Raw genomic sequence first — 22984 nt, 5'->3', positions numbered from 1 at the left:
TGCAAGGACGACAAATGAACACCACGATGACGGATCGCAACAGTTCCGAAAGCCACGCGACGCCAGCCATGGAGCGGATGCGATACGCTCGGCGGTTCTGTCGAACCACCGCTCTGGTCGCGGTGATGATGCTGCTTAACGCGGTGATCTGGCCCTCCTGGGCGGTGGCCGTGGAAGTGGGACGCCAGAAAGAAGCGCAGGCGCAAGCCAGCTGGGAGGCACGCCATCAGTCCCTGGAGCAGGTTCTCCTTGGTATCCGCCAGGAAGCCAGGGACGGGCGCTCTATGATGGCGGATACCCTCGCCGAACAAAATCAGGGGTTCCTGGGCAAGGCCCGTTCGCTGTTTGGTATCGAACAGGCGCCCGCCGAGGCGCTGCCTCGTCTTCAATGGCTATCACAGCGGGCGGCCAACCTGCACGAGCAAGCCCTGGCCTCCTTCGATGAAACCGAGGCGCATCTGCGCAAGAAGGATCTGCCGCGGCGTATTCTCGACCGCAATGATCGCGCCCGCGAAGAATACCAACAGGCTTATGCCACCATGCGGGAAACGCTGGATCAGGCCCTCGATTCCGGTTCGCTCGAAGAGCAGGAAGAGGCCATGGCGGCGTTGGTCGACTTCATGGACCGTTTCACCCTGGACAAGCCCCGCGACCCCTTCGACCCGAACAAACTGCCCTGGCGCACCCCGGACCCGGACAAGACGCCGACCCCGGCGCGTTCCGCCGAGGCCCTTAGCCAGCGCACTGGTTTGCCGCTATTTGAGCAAGGGCTTGAACTCGCCAGCCTGAATAACAACGCCGCCCTGAGCGTGGCGCCGGGCGCCCCCACGGACGAGGCCCTGGCCGCTACCCTGGACGCGCCGCAAACGCCGGCCATGCAGGCCAAAGCCGCCGAACTCGACCACGACCCGGTTCGCATCTACCAATGGGTGCGCAACAACATCGAGTTCATCCCCAGCTACGGCTCCATTCAAGGCGCCGAGTACACCCTGGAACTGGGTAAAGGCAATGCCTTCGACACCGCCAGCCTGCTCATCGCCTTGCTGCGCGCCTCCGATATCCCGGCCCGCTACGCCATGGGCACCGTGCGCATCCCCGCCGACCAGGTCATGAACTGGGTTGGCGGCGTCAACGTGCCCAGCGCCGCCGGCAACTTGATGGGGCAGGGTGGCATCCCCAACACCGGCCTGACCCGGGGAGGCCAGATCAGCCACTTCGAACTGGAACACATCTGGGTGGAAGCCTGGATCGACTTCCACCCCAGCCGCGGCGCCGATCACCGCACCGGTGATACCTGGGTACCCATGGATGCCAGCTTCAAGCAGTACCAATACAGCGAAGGCATGGACCTGCAGGACCAGGTCCCCTTCGACGCCGAAGGCCTGGCCCGCACCATCGAACAGGAAAGCACCATCAACGAAGAGGAAGGCTGGGTGCAGGGTGTGCCGGGCACCGCCATCGAGGAAAGGCTGGAAGATTATCGCGCGGAGTTACAAGCGTACATCGACAATCAGGCCCCGGAAGCCACGGTCGGCGAGGTACTGGGCACCAAGACCATCAAGGACGTCATCCATCAACAACTGACAGCGTCTTTGCCCTACGACCTCGTTACGCGGCAACTCACGACCAACGAGCTCTCCGATTCAGTGCGCTGGAAATTCAGGTACCGACTGCATACCAGCACCAACGGCTATAAGGGCTCTGAATTACTGACCATCGAAGAACCCACCGTGGCCCTAGCGGGGAAAAGCCTCTCACTCTCCTTCTCCCCGGCGACCCAGGAGGATGAAGACACCCTGGCCAGCTATCTTCCCGACGCCGACGAGGACGGTGAGCTGGACCCGGGCGAGCTTCCGGACACGCTGCCCGGTCATCTCATCAATCTGAAAGCACGATTCTCAATCGGATCGGAAACCGTTGCGAACCCGGAACAAGAACTGGCCATGGGCTCGGGCCTCGCCTCTGAAATGGGCTATTGGCAACCGGGTCGCGGATGGGACACCTCCGAGAACAAGCCCATCGCCGGTGAATTCCGCGCGCTTGCTCTGGATCTGCAAGGCATAAGCGGGCCGGCGGCGGAAAAGCTGCAGACCGACCTCGAAACCACCCAGGCTAAGCTAGAGGACGAGGAATACAGCGGCCTCACCAAACAGCAATTGGTTGGGGATATGCTTTACAGCACCATTCTGAGCTACTTTGCATTTAACGACATGCAGGACCGTATCAATGAGCGTCAGATGAATAGTGTTGGGTACCGGGCGCCTAGTTACGGCTTATTTAAAACCAGTCTGCAGCCGCGCTACTGGTTCGGCATACCAAGAAACGTTACGGCTGGCGGTCTTACCATGGATGTGGATAACGTCCTCGCCATCCAGGTGGATAAGGATAATGATCGCAAGCGTTGGATAGCTAGAAACCTGGCGATTGGCGCACGCCTCTCCGCCATGGAGCATTCATTGCCGGAGCAAATGTACAGCACCGAAGATAATTCCGCCCATGGCATCAGCGCGGTCAAGGCGCTACAACTTGCCACAGCCGAAGGGCAGAAAATCTGGACCATCACTCGGAAGAACCTCAACCAGGCCCTGGCTGCCCTTGATTTGGGCCTCGCTGAGGAAGCTGATATCCGCAACGCCGTTCTTGCCGGTAAGGAGGTGACCGCCCATGAACGACCGGTCAATTTTCACGGTCGTGCCTCCGTGGGCTATACCGTGCTTGACCCAGATACCGGCGCGGGGGCGTATCTGATCGCTAGCGGTGAGAATGGTGGGGATCTCATCGATGAATACCTTTCCACCTTGCTTGCATTGGTCGGGACTCTGGTATCTGAAATAAAGGCGGGTTGGGCCGGGGTTGCCGGAAAAGCGTTAGGAGGGCTTGGTGTTCTGGTCGACTTTTTCTCGAATCTGTCAAGCTGTGGCTGGGGTGTTTCCGCCTTTATTGCGATAACGATGTTCATCTATACGGCAATGCTTGCGATTGTCTTTTCGTCTATTTTTGCCATATTTGCAGTTGGTGCGGTTATGCTTAGTATTGTGCCAGCCATTATGGCTTCTATTGCTGGTTTGATGTTTGGACGGATGATCAAGGAGTCTGCGTGCGAAGGCTGATTTTATGATATTGGCAAAAATGTGTGTGTATGGTTTGTTGTCGGTTATTTTGATGTCGAGCGCGTATGATGCGCGAGGTATGGGGGCTGTTTTTTTATGGTTTTCTGGTGGTGTCGGTGTGCTGGTTTTTGGTATGTATTTTTGGGAGTTGAGGGATTCGGATGATTACGAGTCATATATTGAAAATAATATAAACTGGAGGCCATTGGGGGTGGGGGTTTTCTGGGTGACAATTTTTTTGAGTAGTGTGTTCGTGCTTTTCGGGTGGGTGGGGCGATAATGAGTGGCGATATTTTCAATGATTATCTTTGCGGCGGGGGATATAGCTTGACCTGGAGCCAGGTTGTATTGTGATGGTTTTGACTGGTAATGCTTTTCTGGAGAACGGTTTTAGTCGTGCCGGTTGTGATGCTGCTTTTGTAATGCTTGCTTTAACCGCTCAGTGGGATCTGGTCATGGCTTTTGGGCGCGGTGGACTGTCAGGGGAATACCATCACTAGACATACCATTACTACACACAGCCGGGTCGCTGTCGCTTTAGAAAAAGTCCGGTGATCCGAAGGCGCCGGGCGGGGAGAGCGTCGCCGGCGCTGGGGGTGGATCACCGGAGGTGAAGCTTGGTGGCGGGTTAGAGCAGAATCAGCGTGGAGGTGGCGCTGGCGTAGAGGGTGCCGTCGGCGCCGGTGAGGCGGGCTTCGGTGAAGGCCAGCCGGCGGCCTCGGGAGAGGATCTTGCCTTCGGCGCGGACCGGTCCGGTGTTCTTGGTCATGGCCTTGTGATAGGCGACTTTCAGTTCGGCGGTGCTGTAGCCCTGGCCGGCGGCGAGGGTGGAGTGCACGGCGCAGCCGCAGGCCGAATCCAGCAGGGTGGCGGCGTAACCACCGTGGACGGTGCCGATGGGGTTGTAGACCTTTTCCGAGGGCGTGCCTTCGAACACCACCCGGCCTTCTTCCAGTTCGACCAGGGTGAATTCCATGGTGCGGCCGATGCCCGGACGGTCGTCATTGTCCAGGGCGTATTGCAGGGCTTGCAGGCCGGTCATTTCCGCGAGATTGCTCATTGGGTTTCCTTGGAATGGTTTGCTTCAGGTTGGGTTGAGGCGGATGCTCGGGCGCCGGGCAGTTCGGCGGCCACCGCCTGGAGGAATTCGTTGGAGAGGGCGTCGTCGTCCACGGCGCGGGCCAGGATCAGGCCGCCGACCATGGCGGCGGTGGCGGCCAGGGCCTGGCGCCGCTTGCGCGCTGCCCGGTGACCGGGCAGGGCGCTTTCCACCAGGGCGATGAGGCGCCGCACGCTGCCGGTCATGGCGGCGCGCACTGGCGCGCTCTGGCGTGGGGCGTCGCTGGCCAGGGCGGCCACCACGCAGCCGGCGCCGGGATGGTCCCGGTGGGCGCGGGACAGGTAACGGTCGGCGACGGTGTCCATGGAGAGCGCGCCGTGTCGCTCGCGGGCTTCGTCCCAGCCCTGGCCGGCGGTGTTGATGGCGTGTTCACAGGCTTCGGCCATCAGTTGCTCCTTGGAGTCGAAGTGACCATAGAAGCCGCCGTGGGTGAGCCCGGCCTGTTTCATCAGGGCGGCCACTCCGACGCCGTCGAAACCCCGTTCCCGGAACAGCCGGGCGGCTTCCTCGACGATGCGTTCCCGATTGGCGGCGGCCCGTGCCTTACTGACGCGCATGCCGGTCTCCTGGCTTTTTTTGATGATGGTCGTCATTTATATATTGATGATGATCATCATGTAAATGGCTGCCCTGGAGAAACGGTGAATCCGGACACCCTCCGGGTGGAAACCGACATGGGCGTCAATCGTGCATAAAACCCGCAAGCGTTAAGGACTGGCTTTCCTTTTGTGGGGGGACATCGTTCAATAGAGCGCGTTTGGTGGCTTAGGTCTGGTAAGGAAGGGAGAAACAGCGATGCAAAACGCCGATATTGGCAAACTGGTTCTGCGCCTGGCGCTGGGGATCATGATTCTGCTGCACGGCATTCATAAGCTGCAGCACGGCGTCAGCGGTATTGCCGGGATGGTGGAAAGCGTGGGCTTGCCCGGCTTTCTGGCTTACGGGGTGTTCATCGGCGAGGTGATCGCGCCGATCATGGTGATCATCGGTTATCACACGCGCATCGGCGCGGCGCTGATGGTGGGGAACATGCTGGTGGCCATTGCCCTGGCGCACCTCGGTGATCTGTTCGCGTTGGGGGGCATGGGCGGTTGGGCCCTCGAACTACAGGGCATGTTCCTGTTCTCCGCCGTGGCGCTGTGTTTCCTGGGCAGTGGCCGGTACGCGATGAAGAACTGAGAAGAGGAAAGGCGCGATACAGGATGAAGGATGAAGGATGCAGGATACAGGCGCGGGCAAGGCTATGTAGACGCCGAGCGCCGTGCCCGCGCTTTTCCTGAGTCCTGAATCCTGCACCCTGTATCGCGGCGTAGCCGCTACAGCGAGCCCTGCATCATGTTCTTGGCGCTGACCTGGCCGTTCAAGGTCCAGTAATCGTAGAGGATGCCGAGCAAGAACAGGCCCCCGGTGAACAAGTAAATAATACCGGTGATCCACTTGCCCATGTAGAAGCGGTGCAGGCCGAACACGCCCAGGAAAGTAAGCAGAATCCAGGCGATGTTGTAGTCGGTGGGGCCGGAGCGGTAACGCAGGTCGGCGTCGCGGTCCATTCCCGGGATCAGGAACAGGTCGATGATCCAGCCAATGAAGAACAGGCCCAGGGTGAAGAACCAGATGGTGCCGGTGATCTGCCGACCATAATAGAAACGGTGCGCGCCCATGAAGCCGAAGATCCAGAGGCAGTAGCCGATGACCTTGCTGTGGGTGTCCCGATACATGAATAACCTCTCCTTGCGTTAAACCACGGCCCCGAAGGGAAGGGTGGACCTTACAGGTCCACCTGGATGCCGGCGATGATCTTGTTCGCTTTGGCGCGAGCTTTTTCCACGCTGTCGGCGCGGGCCAGGGCCACCCCCAGGCGCCGGCTGCCGCTTACCTCGGGCTTGCCGAACAGGCGCAGGTCGGTGTCCGGTTGCTCCAGGCCCTTCTCCAGGCCGCTGTAGCGCATGTTGGTGGAGTCGCCCTTGACCAGCAGCACCGAAGAGGCGCTGGGGCCACGTTGCTCGATGAGCGGTACCGGCAGGCCGAGGATGGCCCGGGCATGCAGGGCGAACTCGGACAGATCCTGGGACATCAGCGTTACCAGCCCGGTGTCGTGGGGGCGCGGTGACACCTCGCTGAACCACACCTGGTCGCCTTTGATGAACAGCTCCACGCCGAAGATGCCGCGCCCGCCCAGGGCGTCGGTGATGGCGCGGGCCTGGCGTTCCGCTTCCACCAGGGCGGCGTCGTTCATCGGCTGCGGCTGCCAGGATTCCCGGTAATCGCCGTCTTCCTGGCGGTGGCCGATGGGCGCGCAGAAGGCGGTGCCGCCCACGTGGCGCACGGTGAGCAGGGTGATTTCGTATTCGAAATCGACGAAGCCTTCCACGATCACCCGGCCCTGGCCGGCGCGACCACCGGACTGGGCGTAGTCCCAGGCAGCGTCGATCTGATCCTCGCTTTTCACCAGGCTCTGGCCCTTGCCGGAGGACGACATCACCGGTTTGATCACGCACGGCAGGCCCACGTCCTTGATCGCCGCCAGGTACTCGTCCTTGTCGCCGGCGAAGCGGTAGGGCGAGGTGGGCAGGCCCAGCTCCTCCGCGGCCAGCCGGCGGATGCCTTCCCGGTTCATGGTCAGGCGGGCGGCGCGGGCGGTGGGCACCACGTTGAAGCCTTCCTCCTCCAGCTTGATCAGCTCGTCGGTGGCGATGGCCTCGATCTCGGGCACGATGTAATGGGGTTGCTCCTGCTCCACCACGGCGCGTAGCGCGGCGGCGTCGAGCATATTGATCACATGCCGGCGGTGCGCCACCTGCATGGCCGGGGCGTTGTCGTAACGGTCCACGGCGATCACTTCACAACCCAGACGGGTCAGCTCGATGGTGACTTCCTTGCCCAGTTCCCCGGAACCCAGCAGCAATACGCGGGTGGCGCCGGCGGCGTAGGGGGTGCCCAGAGTCGTCATGGTGGCGGCTCCTCAATTTCACAACGGTGTGCCGCGGGCGTGCGGCGGGTGAGGCACGATTGTAGCGGAAAGCGGGGACGAAGCGGCAAGCTTCGAAGGTTCCGTGGCAGCGGCTTCAGCCGCGAAAGCGGGAAAGCGCTTTGATCGCGGCTGAAGCCGCTCCTACTATGACCCGGGTCTATGGCCCGGGTCGAACATATGGCCCGCGTTGAACGAGGAAACGAATTAATGGGTGACGACGAGTACTGGATGGACCGGGCGCTGGCGCTGGCGGAGCGGGCCGGCGCCGAGGGCGAGGTGCCGGTGGGGGCGCTGGTGGTACGCAATGGCGAGGTGCTGGGCGAGGGCTGGAACCGGCCGATCGGCGCCCACGACCCCACCGGTCATGCCGAGGTCAATGCCCTGCGCGCCGCCGCCGCCCGCGAGGGCAATTACCGGCTGCCAGGCGCCACCCTGTACGTCACCATCGAGCCTTGCACGATGTGCTTCGGGGCCTTGATGCACGCCCGCATCGCGCGGCTGGTGTACGGCGCCCGCGAGCCCCGGGCCGGCGTTTGTGAAAGCCAGCTCGGGTTGCCGGAGCGGAGCTTCTACAACCATCGCGTGGAGGTGGTGGGGGGCGTGGCGGCGGAGCGGGCGGCCGCGCTGTTGCGGGATTTCTTTCGGCAAAGGCGGGACCGGGGCGCGGATCGCGGCTGAAGCCGCGCTCTTCGTCCGGAGGGATTATTCGCTGGTGGCGAGCAGAGTCTGGCCGTGGCGCTCGGAATTGTCGGCGCGCACCAGCAGATCGTAGTAGTGGCGGATATGCCGCACGTATACCGCCGCCTGGCCGCCGGGGGCGGCGCCGTAGCGGAGCTGGTTCACGTAGCCCGGGTCGTCGAGCAGGGTGAGTCGGGTTTTCACGTCCTGCCAGCGGTCCGGATTGTCGCCCTGGCGCTGGGTCAGCACGCGGGCGTCTTCCAGGTGCCCCATGCCCATGTTGTAGGCGGCCAGGGCCATCCAGGTGCGGTCCGGTTCCTGGATGCGCTCGGGAATACGGTTGTGGAGCTGGCGCAGATAGCCGGCGCCGGCGCGGATGCTCTGGGCCGGGTCGGTGCGGTCGCTGATGCCCATTTCCCGGGCGGTGCGCGTGGTCAGCATCATCAGGCCCTCGACCCCGGTGGGAGAGATGGCCTGGGCGTCCCAGAGCGATTCCTGGTAGGCCATGGCGGCCAGCAGGCGCCAGTCGAAGCCGGCGCTGTCGGCGGCCTGACGGAAGTCGGCGGTGTAGTTGGGCAGCCGGTCGTCCAGGTGTTGGATGAAGCTGCGCGCGGCGTACAGATCAAACTGATCCAGGTGTCCGTAGAAACGGTCCACCAGGCGCTCGGCGGTGCCGTCCGCCTTGATCCGGGTGAGATAGCGCTGGGCAGCCAGGTACAGGCTCTGGTCGTCGCGGGCGTCGAAGGCCCAGGCCAGCCCCTGGTCGCGGTTCAGCGTGAAGCCGGAGGCCAGATCCGGGAACAGGGCCCGATGCATGACATAGGCATTGGAGTTGATCAGGGCGTAGTCGGCGTCCCCTTGTTCGATGGTGGCCAGCACCTGCTCGGCGGAGGACTTCTCTTCCACGGTGAACACCAGCCCGGGGTTGCTGGCCCGTGCATCGGCGAGCATGTCCGCGTGCCGGCTGCCGGCGCGCACCACCAGGGTCTTGCCGGCCAGATCGGCCAGGCTGGTGGGCCGCGCGCCACCCAGGCGGTACATCACCAGGGTGTCCACGTTCTGGTAGGGGGTGCTGTAGCGCAGACCCCGTTGCTCATCCTCGCCGGCGAGCAGCGCGGCGGCGGCCAGGTCGGCCTTGCCGCGGCGTACCGCCTGGCGAAGGGCGTCATTGCTGTCCAGTTTGAGCAGTTCGAGCTTCACGCCCAGGCGGTCGGCGAAGCCCTTGGCGAGTTCGTACTCCATGCCGGTGAGGCCGTTGGAATCCCGGTACACGGTGGTCAGGGACGGACGCGTGGCCACCACCAGCTCGCCCCGCGCCTGGATGCGTTCCAGGGCGGTGGGGGTGGGGCGCAGGGCCAGGGTGGCGCACACCACCGCCAGCAGTGCCAGCGGGGCAAGAAGGTGCCTGGCCAGGCCGTGTCGGCTTGGTTTGAACAGCGTCGTCATGTCCGTGGGGGCTCCGTTTGTGATCCCGATCACGTAATGCGGGCGCAATTTTGCCGGCGGATTGCTTAAAAATCCAGCAAATTTACCCGGGTAAGGGGTAACGAAAGATGTATTGGCCCCATTGGCGCAGCCTATGACCGCCACCACCGCCGGCGGTTCTGCGAATAGGAATTCCGACCTCCATCCCGTATCATTGCGGGCCTTGGAGCCCGTGGCTCCGTCGTCTCCCCCGTACAGTCACTCGATGGAAAAAGCCGTTCCTATGCTGATCCTCCCAGGTAGCCCGGCGCTGTCCGCCTTTCGTAAGGAAAAACTGCTCGAAGCCCTGCCCAACGTGGCGGCGCTGTCGGCCCGATACGTGCATTTCGTGGAGCTGGAGGCCGAACTCGACGAGCGTGAGCAGCGGGTTCTCGAAAGCCTGCTGGAATACGGCCCCACCCTGGAGGAGACGCCGGTGGACGGCGATCTCTATGTGGTGGTGCCGCGCCCGGGCACGGTATCGCCCTGGTCGTCCAAGGCCACCGACATCTGCCACAACGCCGGCCTGGACAAGGTGGCGCGGGTGGAGCGCGGTATCGAATACCGCCTGAGCATGGACGCCCCGGCGGAGCGCCGGGAGCTGGCCGCCGCCCTGCACGACCGCATGGTGGAAGCGGTACTGGAGCGGCTCGAGGACGCCGACCGGCTGTTCACCCACCACCAGCCGCGCCCGCTCACCACCGTGGATGTGATCGGCGGCGGTCGCGAGGCCCTGGCCGAAGCCAATGGCGAGCTGGGGCTGGCCCTGGCCGACGACGAGATCGACTACCTGGTGGAGCGCTTCACCGCCCTGGGTCGCAACCCCTCGGACGCCGAGCTGATGATGTTCGCCCAGGCCAATTCCGAGCACTGCCGCCACAAGATCTTCAACGCCGACTGGACCATCGACGGCGAGGCGCAGGATCTGAGCCTGTTCGCGATGATCCGCAACACCCACAAACAGGCACCGGACGGCGTGCTCAGCGCCTACAGTGACAACGCGGCGGTGGTGCAAGGCCCGGTGGCGGACCGCTTTTTCCCCGCCGAAGACAGTGGCGCCCAGGTGTACCGCTACGTCAACGAGCCGGTGCACATGCTGATGAAGGTGGAGACTCACAACCATCCCACCGCTATCGCCCCGCACCCGGGCGCGGCCACCGGCGCCGGCGGCGAGATTCGTGACGAGGGCGCCACCGGCCGGGGCGGCAAACCCAAGGCCGGGCTCACCGGCTTCTCGGTGTCCAACCTGCGCATTCCCGGCTTCGAGCAGCCCTGGGAAGACGACTACGGCCGCCCGGACCGTATCGCCTCGCCGCTGGACATCATGATCGAGGGCCCCCTGGGCGGCGCCGCTTTCAACAACGAATTCGGCCGCCCCAACCTGTGCGGTTACTTCCGAACCCTGGAACTGCAGGCTCCGGGCATCAACGGCGAGGAACGGCGTGGCTACCACAAGCCGATCATGATCGCCGGTGGCCTGGGCAACGTGCGCGACGGCCATGTGCACAAGAACGAGATTCCCGACGGCGCCAAGGTGATCGTGCTGGGCGGCCCGGCCATGCTGATCGGCCTGGGCGGCGGCGCCGCCAGTTCCATGGCCAGCGGTGAATCCGACGAGACCCTGGATTTCGCCTCGGTGCAGCGCGACAACCCGGAGATCGAGCGCCGGGTGCAGGAAGTGATCGACCGCTGCTGGGCCCTGGGCGACGACAACCCGATCGTGTCGGTGCACGACGTGGGCGCCGGCGGCCTGTCCAACGCGTTGCCGGAACTGGTCCACGACCATGACCGGGGCGCGCGGTTGGAACTGCGCAAAATCCCCAGCGCCGAGCCCGGCATGAGCCCGGTGGAAATCTGGTGCAACGAGGCCCAGGAGCGCTACGTACTGGCGGTGCTGCCCGAGGACCTGGAGCGCTTCAGCGCCCTGTGCGAGCGCGAGCGCGCGCCGTTCGCGGTGCTCGGCGAGGCCACCAGCGAGGAGCACCTGCGGGTGGGCGACGAACATTTCGGCGACGCGCCCGTGGATCTGCCCATGGACGTGCTGTTCGGCAAGGCGCCGAAGATGCAACGCGCCTTTGACCGCGAGGACTTCGAGCGCCGACCGTTCAGCACTGACGGCATCGAACTCAAGGACGCCATCGAGCGGGTCATGCGCCTGCCCACGGTGGCCTCCAAAAGCTTCCTGATCACCATCGGCGACCGCTCGGTGACTGGCCTGGTGCACCGCGACCAGATGGTCGGCCCCTGGCAGGTGCCGGTGGCCGATTGCGCGGTCACCGCCACCGGCTACAACCAGCGCACCGGTGAGGCCATGGCCATGGGCGAGCGCACCCCGGCGGCCCTGGTCAACGCCGCCGCGGCCGGCCGCATGGCGGTGGCCGAGACGCTCACCAACCTGGCCGCCGCCCACATCGGCGCCCTGGGCAACATCCGCCTGTCCGCCAACTGGATGGCCGCCGCCGGCCATCCCGGCGAGGACCAGGCCCTGTTTGATACCGTCAAGGCGGTGGGCATGGAGCTGTGCCCGGCGCTGGGCATCGCCATTCCGGTGGGCAAGGACTCCTTGTCCATGCGCACCCTGTGGCAGGAACGCGGCCTGGAGAAAAGCGTCACCGCGCCGCTGTCGCTGATCGTGTCCGGTTTCGCCACCGTCACCGACATCGGCCTCACCGCCACTCCGCAGATCCGCACCGGCATGGACAGCGAGTTGCTGCTCATCGACCTGGGCCGGGGCCAGAACCGCCTGGGCGGTTCCGCCCTGGCCCAGGTGTACGGCCAGGTGGGCGCCGAGGCGCCGGATCTGGATGATGCCAACGACCTGGTGGCGTTCTTCGAAGTGACCCAGGCGCTGCTCGCCGAGGGCCGCCTGCTGGCCTATCACGACCGCTCGGACGGCGGCCTGTTCACCACCCTGGCGGAGATGGCCTTCGCCGGCCGGGTGGGCATCGACATCGTGCTCGATAACATCGCCGGTGACGGCCCGGAAGCGGTGGCGGCGCTGTTCGCCGAGGAGGCCGGCGCGGTGATCCAGGTGCGGGCCGAGGAGGTGGAGGCGGTGCGTCAGCGCTATCAGGACGCCGGCCTGGCCGGTTGCGTGCATCACGTGGGTACCCCCAACGACGACGACATCATGCGTCTGCGCCTGGGCGGCGCGGTGTTGCGCGAGCGCCCGCGCTGGGGCCTGCAACGGCTGTGGTCGGAAACCAGCTATCGCATCCAGGCCCTGCGCGACAACCCGGATTGCGCGCGCCAGGAATTCGACGCCGTGCCCGACTCCAATGATCCGGGCCTGAACGTGCGCCTCACCTTCGACATGAGCGAGGACGTGGCCGCGCCCTATCTCAACGCGCCTTACATAAACACAGGTGCGAGACCCTCCATCGCCGTGCTCCGCGAGCAGGGCGTCAACGGCCATATGGAGATGGCCGCCGCCTTCGACCGGGCCGGCTTCCGCGCCGTGGATGTGCACATGAGTGACCTGCTCGCCGGTCGGGTGGATCTGGCCGACATGAAAGGGCTGGTGGCCTGTGGCGGTTTCTCCTACGGCGACGTGCTCGGCGCCGGCGAGGGCTGGGCCAAGACGGTGCTCTACAACGAACGTCTGCGCGAAGCCTTCAACCGCTTTTTCTTCCGCGACGACACCTTTGCCCTGGGCGTGTGCAACGGCTGCCAGATGCTGTCCAACCTCAAGGATCTGATCCCCGGGGCGGAGCACTGGCCGCGCTTCGTGCGCAACCTGAGCGAGCAGTTCGAGGCGCGCACTTCCCTGGTGGAAGTGCAGGATTCGCCGTCCATTCTGCTTAAGGACATGGCCGGCACCCGCCTGCCCATCGCCGTGGCCCACGGCGAAGGCCGGGTGGAAATCAGCGATGACGCCCTGCGCCGCAACGAGGAGGACCGTCTGCTGGCGATGCGCTTCGTGGACGGCCTGGGCAACCCGGCGGAACAGTATCCGGCCAACCCCAACGGCTCCGCCCGGGGCGCCACCGGCTTCACCACCCGCGATGGCCGCGTCACCATCATGATGCCGCACCCGGAGCGGGTGTTCCGCGTGCTGCAGAACAGCTGGATTCCTGACGACTGGCACCGCTTCGAGAACGGCCCCTGGTACCGGCTGTTCGCCAACGCGCGCAAGTGGGTGGGTTGATGACCAACGAGACGTTTAATTATTTCGATCTGCCCATCGGCGAATCCCCCGAGCCGACCCCCGTGTCCGAGCAGCGCCGGGCGCTGGCCCGGGAGCTGCTGGCGATCAGCGAGCAGCTGGTACGGCTGGACGCGGATGAGGCGGCCCTGGCCGCCTACACCGAACAGGCCCGCGCCCTGCGCGAGCAACTGGAAGGCCATGGCCACCGGAGCATGCGCGACATTCTGGGCCGCCTGATCAGCGGGCAGGGCAGCCGCCAGGACGCCCTGGACATGGCCGAGTTCGAGATTCTGTCCGGCCCGGCCAGCCCGCTGTCGCCGCCCATGACCCTGTGGGTGGACGGCGACACCGTGCGCGGCAGCGCCACCTTCGGGCGGGTGTTCATGGGCCCGCCGGGCAAGGTGCACGGCGGTGTGCTGGCCCTGGCCCTGGACATGCTGATGGCCAAGACCCAGGATTTCGTCACCGGCCTGGGCATGACCGGCACCCTCAATATCCGCTACCTGGCGCCCACGCCGCTGAACACGGAAATCCGCTTCGAGGCGCGCGTGAATCGGCTGGAAGGGCGTAAGCTGTTCACCGAGGCGAAGGTGTTCGCCGGTGACACCCAGACCGTGGAGGCCACCGGCATCTGGATCTCCGCCCAGGGCGATTACCGCCTGCGCGACCGCTTCGCGCACCTGGCGGAGGCCAACCAGCCGGCTTGATGGGAATCGCGGCTAAAGCCGCTCCTACGAAAGATCTGTAGGAGCGGCCGGGCGGCGCACCGCTTCAGCCGCGATCCGGCCGCCACAATACGTCCACCCAACCGGAGACCGCGACCCATGATCGTCTACAAGCTGTGCTTCTACGTACCGGAAGACCACGCCGAGGCGGTCAAGACCGCCGTCTTCGAGGCCGGCGCCGGTCGCATCGGCAACTACGACCGTTGCAGCTTCCAGGTGCGCGGCCAGGGCCAGTTCCGGCCCCTGGAAGGCAGTAACCCCCATCTCGGCGAGCACGGTGAAATCGAGACCGTGGACGAATTCCGCGTCGAGATGATCTGCACCGACGACCACCTCAAGGCCGCCCTCAGCGCCCTGCGCCTGGCCCACCCCTACGAAGAACCCGCCATCGATCTGTGGCGCCTCGAGGACCTGCCCGGCTGATCGCCACTGAGGCGGTACGCCGCCCGGACGCTCCTACCGTGTTCATCGAGCCTGCCGTAGGAGCGGCTTCAGTGGCGATCAAGCCTTCCGTTTCAAGCGAGGCCCGGCCGCCGGCGCCGTAACGCCAGCAGACCGAGCAGAGCCACCATCAGACCACCGCTGGCGCCACCTTTACCCCACAGGTCCTCGGGGCGTTCGCCCTGTTCCGCGCGTGGCACGGCCAGGGTGCCCGGGTCGCGGATCACGGCGTCGGCCCGGCCATCGGCGTCGTTGGGGCCGCCGTCCTGGATGGACAGACGCACGCAGGCATCGCCCTCGCTGAGCCCCGGCGTCCAACCGTCCGAGGACACCGCCGGGCATCGGCCCAGGCCGTTTTTCGGCGCGCTGTGCAACTGGTTGAGCTCATCCTCGAGGAATAGATGCCAGCCACCGTTCTGGTACTTCCGCCATGCCGCGTCGGCGGGGATCACCGTATCGCCGACCAGGGGGATGGCCACCGGCACCGTCTCGCCGGGTTGGTCGAGACTCTGGATCTCGAAATCGACGGCCACGCCGTGATGCAGGTAGGCGTCGTCCCGGGGTAGGGAAGCGTCGCTGACACCGAGGCCGAACTCGCCGCTGGCCCAGGATTGAGCGCCGCTGGTGCCGCCCAGGGCCAGACGGAAGGCGTTGGCGGTTTCCAGATACGCGCTGCTTTCGCCCTCGCAGAGCGTCACCCGACTGCCGGGGCACAGGGCCAGCCTGTGGTCGTTGCCAGCCTGGGGATTGGCCGGAGCGGGCACGCCCTGCAGCAGGCCGCCGCACCCTTCCAGCGGGCAAGCGTCCACCACCTGCAGGGTAAGCACGGCCACCCCGTCTGTGTCGGCGTTGCTGGCGGTTACGGTGAGCTGATAGGCGCCCGGGTCCAGCGTCTGCGGATCGAAGCCGGCCTGGTTGCCATTGGCGGTCAGTGTCAGCGCGGGCGCTTGCCAGTCATATTGATCGACCAGGGCGCCACCGGCGTCCACGGTAACCGTCACGGTGCCGTCGTAACGGCTCACCACCCGGGTGCCGGTGACGATGCCCTGGACCACGTCCAGAGCCAACGACAGCGGCAGCGGGTCGCTTTGCAGGGTCAGGGCCTGATTGACGGGGTTACCGGCCAGTGCGCCGGCCAGGTCGGTGAGTTCGAGGGCGGCGGTGTCGCCGCCGCCGGTGGGCACGGAGAAAGACCGCCGCAGCGCATCGCTCGCGGAGAGGCTGACGGCCTGGGACTCGAAATCCATGCCGCTACCATTCAGGGTGGCGGTCACCGGGTACTCGATCGGCTCGTCGCTGAGCCACAGGTTGATTACGCTGGCGTCGTCGCGCAGGGCGCGGCGATGGCTGCTGGCGAACGCCAGGTACGGCAGCACATCGATGGTTACCTCGGTGACCTCGCCGGACACCGCGTCGCTGAACAGCAGGGTATAGCGACCGGTGCGTTCGGCGATGAAAGTGTAGCTGCCGTCCTCGTTGAGGGTCAGCAGGGTATCCATCTGATCGCCGAACAACGGCGCGTCCACGCCGGATCGCATCAGATAGACGGACGACAGGGTTTTTTCGCCGGCACCACCCTGCAGGCGGAATCGCACGCTTTCGGCGCTGGCCAACGGACCTTCCTTGTCCTTCTCCGGCTGGGTGGAGGGGAAGATGCCAACCTGCACCGTGCAGTTGGCGGTGAGCGGCGCGGTGGTGATCAGGCCGCCAGCCAGGCTGGCGCCGCAGCCGTTCACGGTGACGTAGTCGTCGGGATCGTTGAGCGTCAGCGAGAACTGGGCGGACTGGGTCTCGTAGAGGGTCTGGCTGGCCGGGGTGACCTGGCCCTCACCCTGTACCACCACGGCGGCGGTGTAGCGACCGTATTCCTGCCAGACCGCCGTCAGCACCCGGTTCTCCGCGGGCATGGTGGCTGGCAGCGCCGGGCTCCACCCCTGGAAGACGTGGAATTCCCGCTGCGGCGCCGTAGGCGCGGTGATGGCGGTGCCGTAGTCCTGGGTCAGCGGCGCCACGGCGGTGCCGCCGGCGCTGTCGAAGGTGAGCGTGTAGGCGTTCACGGACCACTGGGCGGTGACGGTCAGGTCCCGGGCCGGCACGGTGGCGGGCAGGGCCGGGCTCCAGCCGGTGAACGCGTACCCTTCGCGGGTGGGGGCGGTGGGAGCGGTCACGGCGCTGCCATAATCCTGCGTCAGCGCACCGACCGCGCTACCGCCATCGCTGTCGAAGGTAATGGTGTACTGATTCACTTCCCACTGGGCGGTCAGGGTCAGGTTCTGGGCGGGCACGGTAGCCGGTACCGCCGGGCTCCAGCCGGTGAAGGTGTGCCCCTCGCGGGTCGGTGCGGCGGGAGTGGTCACGGCGCTGCCGTAATCCTGGGTCAGGGCGCCCACGGCGCTGCCGCCGTTACTGTCGAAGGTCAGAGTGTACTGGTTGACCTGCCACTGAGCCGTCAGGGTCAGGTTTTGCGCCGGCACGGTGGCCGGCACCGCCGGGCTCCAGCCGGTGAAAGTGTACCCCGCCAGGGTGGGTGCGGTGGGTGCGGTGATGGCGCTGCCGTAGTCCTGGGTGAGAGCGCCCACGGCGCTGCCGCCGTTGCTGTTGAAGGTCAGGGTGTACTGGTTGACCTGCCACTGCGCGGTCACGGCCAGATCGGTCTCGGGCATGGTGGCGGGCAGGGCGGGCTGCCAGCCGGTGAAGGTATAGCCTTCCCGTACCGGGGTCGGGGCGCTGAGGGCGGCGCCGGGCTCCAGTTCCAGATCGTCCAGAGCCTCGCCGCCGTCGGTGTCGAAACTGACCGTATAGACCTCCAGCCGCCATTGGGCATACAGGGTCTGGGCCATACTGCCCAGCGCCAGACTATCGGTGTACCCGGTGCCGCTGCCGTCGGAGGCGGTGTTCCAGCCCTCGAAGAGATAGCCGTCCCGCTGCGGCTGGGGCAGCGGAATGGTGGTGTCGGGGAAGTAACGGGTGGTCTCCGCCGCATCGCCGTTCCGGGCGTCCAGGGTCAGTGTCAGGTTCGGGATTAGACGCGCCAGATTCTGTGTGGGCTGACCGCCCGCGGAGGAAAAGGCGCCGGTCAAATAAAGGCTGTCGTCAGCAATATCTAATCCATTGATTAGCTGGTTAACACTCGTGTCAGGTTGTTGGAAAGTACCGTCTTTAAGAACGTATAAACCGCTATCGCTACCTAAGAACAACGTCTGCTTAAACGATTGCAAGGTTTTTCCAGAACCAACATCGCTGTCGCCAACATTAGACCATTGACTGCCATCCCAAGCCGCAACCCCACTCGCACTGATGCTCTCGTTCATGCGATAGATATTGCCGGTCACATACAGAACATCATCATGCACCGCCATGCTCAGAACCATACCAGTGACGGCATCAAGCTCTAGCGGGTACCACTGCTCGCCATCGAATGCGACGACTTTAAACAGCAGAAAGCCCTCCGGGTTATAGAAGCGACCGCTAACAACCACTTCACCCCGGTACTCGACAACATCAGTTGGCCCATAGTGAACTTGATAAGGAAAATCAACGCCTGACCATTGACTGCCATCCCAGCGCGCCATGCCAGTGGCAGACTCGCCATCTGCCACGCTAAAGTCGCCCAATACCCATAACTCGTTGTTGATCACTTTTACGCGATAAACGGTATTATTCACACCGGTCGCTAACGGCTGCCAGGTTTGCCCGTCGTTATCCCAACGCGCCACGTGCGCCACCGCGGAGCTACCGCTATGGTCGAATGTTCCGGCCGCATAGAGTTCACCTTGGTAACTCGCGATGGTCGTTACCGTACCGTTAAAACCATCCCCCATTGCGTGCCATTGCGAGCCGTCCCAGCGCGCAATCCTGTTTGCTGCAATACCTGAGATTTCGGTAAAGTCACCGCCAACAATGGTATCGCCATCATATTCCGCGACGACCTGTGTCGAACCGTCAAGGAAGGTCGATTGAAAACCTTGCCACTGGCTACCATTGTTCAAGCGCACTAAGTTAACAACGCCATTTTTATCGAGCAGACCGCCCAATACAATTTCGTTGTTGAACTTAGTGATGTGGTAGATACGAATCACCGTACCGGCGTAAAGCCCCAGACCATCACCAACGGCTTGCCAACTGCTGCCGTCCCAAGCGGCAATACCTAAACTGCTAATGCCGTCGGCCGTTTCAAATTGACCGCCAACATAAAGCTTATCGTTATCAGCATATAGCGAATAACCGGCACCGGATAAACCACCACCCACCGCTGACCATGCGCTGCCATCCCATACTGCTATGTATGGGGAAGCATGACCTCCAGAGTCAGTAAATTGACCGGTTGCATAGAGTTTGCCTTGGAACTCAACCGCATCGGTAACGGTGGTATTCAGACCTTCACCCAGATTGGACCATGAGCTACCGTCCCAACGGGTGATATAGTTATGGTTTTCACCATTGACCATGTAAAAAGAGCCCACCGCGATCAGATCGCCGTTGTATTCCGACAGCGAGTTAACGGTACCCTGGTCAGGACCACCCATGCCGTGCCAATTGCTACCGTCCCAGCGCGCAATGCGATTAACGCTTTGGCCCCCGGCGCTGGTGAAAATACCACCGGCGATCAGCTCGCCGTTGTAGACGGTCAGGTCCACCACGCTGGAATTGAGCCCGTCGCCCAGGGGCGCCCATTGCTCGCCGTCCCAACTGGCGATGCGCAAAGCGCTGACGCCGCTGGTGGTGGTGAAGGAGCCGCCGACGATCAGTTTGCCGTCGTACACGGTCATGGCGTAGACCGCGTTGTTGACCCCATCGCCCAGCTTCTCCCACCGGTAGCCGTTCCAGCGGGCCACGTAGTAGACCTGCTCGCCGCCGACCTGGGCGAAGGTGCCGCCGACGTACAGGTCGCCCTTGTACTCGGCCGTGGCACGTACCTGATTGTTGGGCGAGTCCGCGTTGAGGGCGGCGAAGGCCTCCCAGTTGGCGGCATTGAAGGTCTGGGCGGTGGCGGCCTGGGCGATCAGGCACGCGGCGGCAACCAACAACGCGGCCAGGCCGCGTCGGGCATAGGAAAAGGCGGTCAAGTTACGTTCCCCCGAACGGTGGCGTTTACACGCCGGTAACTATGGACGAGGGCGCCAGCCGCCCTGACAGTCCGATTTATGTTGTTATCGACTTATGAAGGGGCACTTTAACCTGATTTTGTGACGGAGTGTATACCGGTTGTATGAATTGCGTATTGGACGCGCTCTTTGGGGTGTTGCTAAAGAGCGTCGTCGAGGGACGGTTTGCGCTTCAGCGGCTGGATGTCCTGGGTGCGGATCGGGTAGTCGTTGCCGTTGGCGCGGTCCTGGATGTAGTACTTCAGGGTGCGCCCGATGGTGGGGAAGGCCAGTTGGTCCCAGGGGATCTCGTCCTCGCTGAACAGGCCGGCGTCGGCGCTCTCGTCGCCCACCCCATAGTCGCCGTTGACCATCTCGCCCAGGAAGAACATGTACACCTGGTTGATGTGCGGCAGGTTGAACACCGTGTACAGGTCGCCGATGGCCACGGTGGCGCAGGCTTCCTCCCAGGTTTCCCGGGCGGCGCCCTCCTGCAGGGTCTCGCCGTTTTCCATGTAGCCGGCGGGCAGGGTCCAGTAGCCGATGCGCGGTTCGATGGCCCGTTTGCAGAGCAGAAAGCGGCCTTCCCAGACCGGCACCGCACCAACCACGATTTTCGGGTTCTGGTAGTGGATCACGCCACAATGGTTGCACCAGTAGCGCGGACGGTTGTCGCCGTCGGGAACGGAGAACAGGACTTCGTTGCCGCAATGGCTGCAGTACTTCATAGGGGCTCTCGACAGGGGCTCTCGGCGGTTCAGGGGCCCGCCCGGTGGTGTGGCCCGGGCGGGGAAGGGCCAGACTACTGGCTCCGTGGGCCGGCGGCAATCTCGTGCGGGTGCCGATCGTGGCGGCCGAGGTTCGGCTTGCCCGCCGGGCGGCCTCTGGTCAAACTGTTGTTTGAAGTTACCTCGGGAGCAGTCAGTGTTGGATCAATTACGGCAGCGAATGGCGGCCTACCCCTACAACGATTTGCCGGTGAAATTGCCGGAAGCCGCCGTTCTCATGCCGTTCGTGGATCAGCCGGAGCCGGAGCTGATCCTCACGGTGCGGGCCCAGGGCCTGTCCACCCACGCTGGTCAGGTGGCCTTCCCCGGTGGCAAGCGGGACCCGGGGGACCGGGATCTCAAGGCCACCGCTCTGCGCGAGAGCCAGGAGGAGGTGGGGCTGCCCCACGATCAGGTGGAGGTGGTGGGACAGTTGTCGCCGGTACCCTCCCGGTTTGGCATCAAGGTGACCCCGTTCGTGGGGTTGGTGCGGCCGGGCGTGTCGCTGGTGGCCGAGCCGGGGGAAATTGACACCATTTTCCACGTGCCGCTTCACTTCTTCCTGGATCAGCCTCCGAGACTATCGGCGCCGGTGGAGTTCTACGGTCGCCGGCTGCGCATGCCGAGCTATCAGTTCGAGGGCAAGCGTATCTGGGGGCTGACCGCCTTCATGATTCTGGATCTGCTTAACCATGTGTACGACGCCAATGTGCGTTTCGACCTGACAGGTGAAGAATGATTTATAAATTGGGTGATCGCCGCGTGGAGCTGCGCGGCGGGGGTCAGTGGATCGCTCCCAATGCCACCGTGATTGGCTCGGTGGTGCTGGGGGAGAACGTCAGCGTCTGGTTCGGCGCGGTGATACGCGGCGACAACGACCTGATCGAGATCGGTGACAATTCCAATGTTCAGGAAAATTCCGTGCTGCACGTGGACCCGGGCGTGCCGATGAAGATCGGCAACGGCGTCACCATTGGCCACAAGGTCATGCTGCACGGCTGCACCATCGGTGATAACAGTCTGATCGGCATTAACGCGGTGGTGCTCAACAAGGCCAGAATCGGCAATAACTGCATCATTGGCGCTCACGCGCTGGTGCCCGAGGGCATGGAAATTCCCGACAATTCCCTGGTGATGGGCGCGCCGGCCAAGGTGGTCAAGGAAATCTCCGATGGCCACAAGGCCATGCTGACCCTGAGCAGCCAGCACTATGCCGCCCATGCCCGTCATTTCGAGGAGCATCTGGAGATCGATGAGCGCTTCCAGGACTGAGCCGGTGGTGGTGTCGCCCTGCGTGTCGATCTGCGCCCTGGATGGCGACGACATCTGCGTGGGGTGCTTTCGCACTGGCCGTGAAATCAGCTACTGGGGCCGGCTGACACCGGCCTGGCAAAGGGAGGTGCTGGCTCGCTGCCAGCGCCGCATGGACGGCGATCCGGCCCCCTGCGCGGTGGCCGTGGCGGAGTTGACATGAACCTGCCGGGGCTTAAGAGCGACAAGAAGCCTGTCACCGAGGAGGCCGGCGACAAGCCGGAGGCTCCGGCGCCGCGTCGCCCTCGGGTGGGGCTGGCACTGGGCAGTGGCTCGGCGCGGGGCTGGGCGCACATCGGCATTATCCAGGCCCTCGAGGAGATGGGCGTGGAGATCGACGTGGTGGCCGGTACCTCGATCGGCGCTCTGGTGGGGGGTGCCTACGTCAGCGGCTCCCTGGCGGAATTCGGTGACTGGGTGAAGACCCTGACCACTCGGGACGTGTTCAGCCTCATGGATTTCACCTTCTCCGGGGGCGTGGTCAAGGGCGAGAAGTTGTTCGGTTTCTTCCAGGAGATGCACAGCAACCCCAACATCGAGGAGCTGGAGCAGCGCTTCGTGACCGTGGCCACGGACATGAAGAGCGGTCGGGAAGTGTGGATCAGCAAGGGGCCGGTGCTGGATGCGGCGCGGGCTTCCTGCGCGTTGCCCGGGTTGTTCTCGCCGTTTCAGCACCAGCAGCGCTGGATGCTGGATGGTGGCCTGGTGAATCCGGTGCCGGTGTCCGCGGCCCGCGCCTTCGGCGCCGATGTGGTGATCGCCGTGAATCTCAATGCCCAGCTGGTGGGCGCGCACCTCAACCGGCAGAGGCCGCCGGATACCGGCGATGGCCATGGCGAGGAGGACCGCAGCCTGTGGCAGAAGATGATGGGTTACTTCGCCGCCGGAGATGGCGAGGACCCCGGTTTCTTCGACGTTGTGGCCTCCAGCGTCAACATCATGCAGGACCGCATCACCCGCTCGCGCATGGCCGGCGACCCGCCGGAGGTGACGCTGATTCCGCTGCTCGAGGATTTCGCGCTGATGGATTTCCACCGCGCCAGCGAGGCCATCGACGAGGGCCGTCGCCTGGTGGACCGCCACGAGGGTGACATTCGCGCCTGGGTGGGGTCTCCCCACGCCGATCGGGTCTAGGAATCGCGGCTGAAGCCGCTCCTACGAGAATC

General features: G+C 64.2%; 17 protein-coding genes and 1 pseudogene. 10 read left to right on the top strand and 8 right to left on the bottom strand.

Annotated elements, in window-relative coordinates; genetic code table 11:
* Positions 1 to 14: 14 nt before the first annotated feature.
* On the top strand, positions 15 to 3110 hold the full coding sequence (locus JF515_RS12710; RefSeq protein ID WP_203104808.1) for a transglutaminase-like domain-containing protein: 3096 nt from the start codon (positions 15 to 17) through the stop codon (positions 3108 to 3110).
* A 628-nt stretch (positions 3111 to 3738) separates the two neighbouring features.
* Here the strand turns inward: JF515_RS12710 and JF515_RS12705 are convergent.
* Both JF515_RS12705 and JF515_RS12700 read right to left on the bottom strand, forming a co-directional pair.
* A complete protein-coding gene (locus JF515_RS12705) occupies positions 3739 to 4170 on the bottom strand; it encodes a PaaI family thioesterase (protein ID WP_203104807.1) in 432 nt (143 codons plus the stop codon).
* Complete coding sequence (locus JF515_RS12700) at positions 4167 to 4787, bottom strand: TetR/AcrR family transcriptional regulator (RefSeq protein ID WP_203104806.1); 621 nt, start codon at positions 4785 to 4787, stop codon at positions 4167 to 4169. The genes JF515_RS12705 and JF515_RS12700 overlap by 4 nt, the downstream gene beginning before the upstream one ends.
* Before the next feature lie 238 nt (positions 4788 to 5025).
* Between JF515_RS12700 and JF515_RS12695 the strand changes: the two genes are divergently transcribed.
* Entirely contained in the window at positions 5026 to 5409 is a 384-nt protein-coding gene (locus JF515_RS12695) for a DoxX family protein (protein ID WP_203104805.1), read from the top strand.
* A gap of 137 nt (positions 5410 to 5546) precedes the next feature.
* On the opposite strand, the gene JF515_RS12690 is transcribed toward JF515_RS12695, so the two are convergent.
* Both JF515_RS12690 and purT read right to left on the bottom strand, forming a co-directional pair.
* A complete protein-coding gene (locus JF515_RS12690; protein ID WP_203104804.1) occupies positions 5547 to 5948 on the bottom strand; it encodes an NINE protein in 402 nt (133 codons plus the stop codon).
* Between the two features lie 50 nt (positions 5949 to 5998).
* Positions 5999 to 7180, bottom strand: coding sequence for a formate-dependent phosphoribosylglycinamide formyltransferase (purT, locus tag JF515_RS12685; RefSeq protein WP_203104803.1), 1182 nt, complete (start codon positions 7178 to 7180; stop codon positions 5999 to 6001).
* 228 nt (positions 7181 to 7408) lie between these two features.
* Here purT and tadA point away from each other — a divergent pair, with 228 nt between their 5' ends.
* Positions 7409 to 7879 carry a tRNA adenosine(34) deaminase TadA gene (gene tadA / locus JF515_RS12680; protein WP_203104802.1) on the top strand — a complete coding sequence of 157 codons (471 nt, stop codon included), beginning with the start codon at positions 7409 to 7411 and terminating at the stop codon, positions 7877 to 7879.
* Between the two features lie 24 nt (positions 7880 to 7903).
* Here the strand turns inward: tadA and mltF are convergent, their stop codons facing one another.
* Positions 7904 to 9325 carry a membrane-bound lytic murein transglycosylase MltF gene (gene mltF, locus JF515_RS12675; protein WP_203104801.1) on the bottom strand — a complete coding sequence of 474 codons (1422 nt, stop codon included), beginning with the start codon at positions 9323 to 9325 and terminating at the stop codon, positions 7904 to 7906.
* A gap of 262 nt (positions 9326 to 9587) precedes the next feature.
* Between mltF and purL the strand changes: the two genes are divergently transcribed.
* The 3 genes from purL (at position 9588) to JF515_RS12660 (ending at position 14638) form a co-directional block, all read left to right on the top strand.
* Entirely contained in the window at positions 9588 to 13490 is a 3903-nt protein-coding gene (purL, locus tag JF515_RS12670; RefSeq protein WP_203104800.1) for a phosphoribosylformylglycinamidine synthase, read from the top strand.
* Entirely contained in the window at positions 13490 to 14197 is a 708-nt protein-coding gene (locus JF515_RS12665) for a PaaI family thioesterase (protein WP_203104799.1), read from the top strand. Before purL ends, JF515_RS12665 begins: the two co-directional genes overlap by 1 nt.
* A gap of 117 nt (positions 14198 to 14314) precedes the next feature.
* Positions 14315 to 14638 (top strand): YqfO family protein, encoded by a 324-nt coding sequence (locus tag JF515_RS12660; RefSeq protein WP_203104798.1) that lies wholly within the window; start codon positions 14315 to 14317, stop codon positions 14636 to 14638.
* A 92-nt stretch (positions 14639 to 14730) separates the two neighbouring features.
* On the opposite strand, the gene JF515_RS19415 is transcribed toward JF515_RS12660, so the two are convergent.
* The 3 genes and pseudogenes from JF515_RS19415 to JF515_RS12650 form a co-directional block, all read right to left on the bottom strand.
* On the bottom strand, positions 14731 to 17736 hold the full coding sequence (locus JF515_RS19415; protein ID WP_238401047.1) for an InlB B-repeat-containing protein: 3006 nt from the start codon (positions 17734 to 17736) through the stop codon (positions 14731 to 14733).
* 1641 nt (positions 17737 to 19377) lie between these two features.
* Positions 19378 to 19425 (bottom strand): annotated as a pseudogene (locus JF515_RS19730) (hypothetical protein); the annotation flags it as partial.
* A gap of 476 nt (positions 19426 to 19901) precedes the next feature.
* Positions 19902 to 20468 carry an NUDIX hydrolase gene (locus JF515_RS12650; RefSeq protein ID WP_194298354.1) on the bottom strand — a complete coding sequence of 189 codons (567 nt, stop codon included), beginning with the start codon at positions 20466 to 20468 and terminating at the stop codon, positions 19902 to 19904.
* 196 nt (positions 20469 to 20664) lie between these two features.
* Between JF515_RS12650 and JF515_RS12645 the strand changes: the two genes are divergently transcribed.
* Genes JF515_RS12645 through rssA form a run of 4 tightly spaced genes read left to right on the top strand, consistent with a single transcriptional unit; the run spans position 20665 to position 22952 of the window.
* Positions 20665 to 21246, top strand: coding sequence for a CoA pyrophosphatase (locus JF515_RS12645; RefSeq protein ID WP_203104796.1), 582 nt, complete (start codon positions 20665 to 20667; stop codon positions 21244 to 21246).
* Positions 21243 to 21779, top strand: coding sequence for a gamma carbonic anhydrase family protein (locus JF515_RS12640; RefSeq protein WP_203104795.1), 537 nt, complete (start codon positions 21243 to 21245; stop codon positions 21777 to 21779). Before JF515_RS12645 ends, JF515_RS12640 begins: the two co-directional genes overlap by 4 nt.
* On the top strand, positions 21760 to 21981 hold the full coding sequence (locus JF515_RS12635) for a DUF1289 domain-containing protein (protein WP_203104794.1): 222 nt from the start codon (positions 21760 to 21762) through the stop codon (positions 21979 to 21981). The genes JF515_RS12640 and JF515_RS12635 overlap by 20 nt, the downstream gene beginning before the upstream one ends.
* Positions 21978 to 22952 (top strand): patatin-like phospholipase RssA, encoded by a 975-nt coding sequence (gene rssA / locus JF515_RS12630; protein WP_203104793.1) that lies wholly within the window; start codon positions 21978 to 21980, stop codon positions 22950 to 22952. Before JF515_RS12635 ends, rssA begins: the two co-directional genes overlap by 4 nt.
* The last annotated feature ends 32 nt before the right edge of the window (positions 22953 to 22984 follow it).

It is taken from the genome of Alloalcanivorax marinus, assembly GCF_016785095.1.
Taxonomy (GTDB): Bacteria; Pseudomonadota; Gammaproteobacteria; order Pseudomonadales; family Alcanivoracaceae; genus Alloalcanivorax; species Alloalcanivorax marinus_A.
Note: the sequence above shows the minus strand (reverse complement) of the source record. Positions and strands in the feature narration are given on the sequence as shown.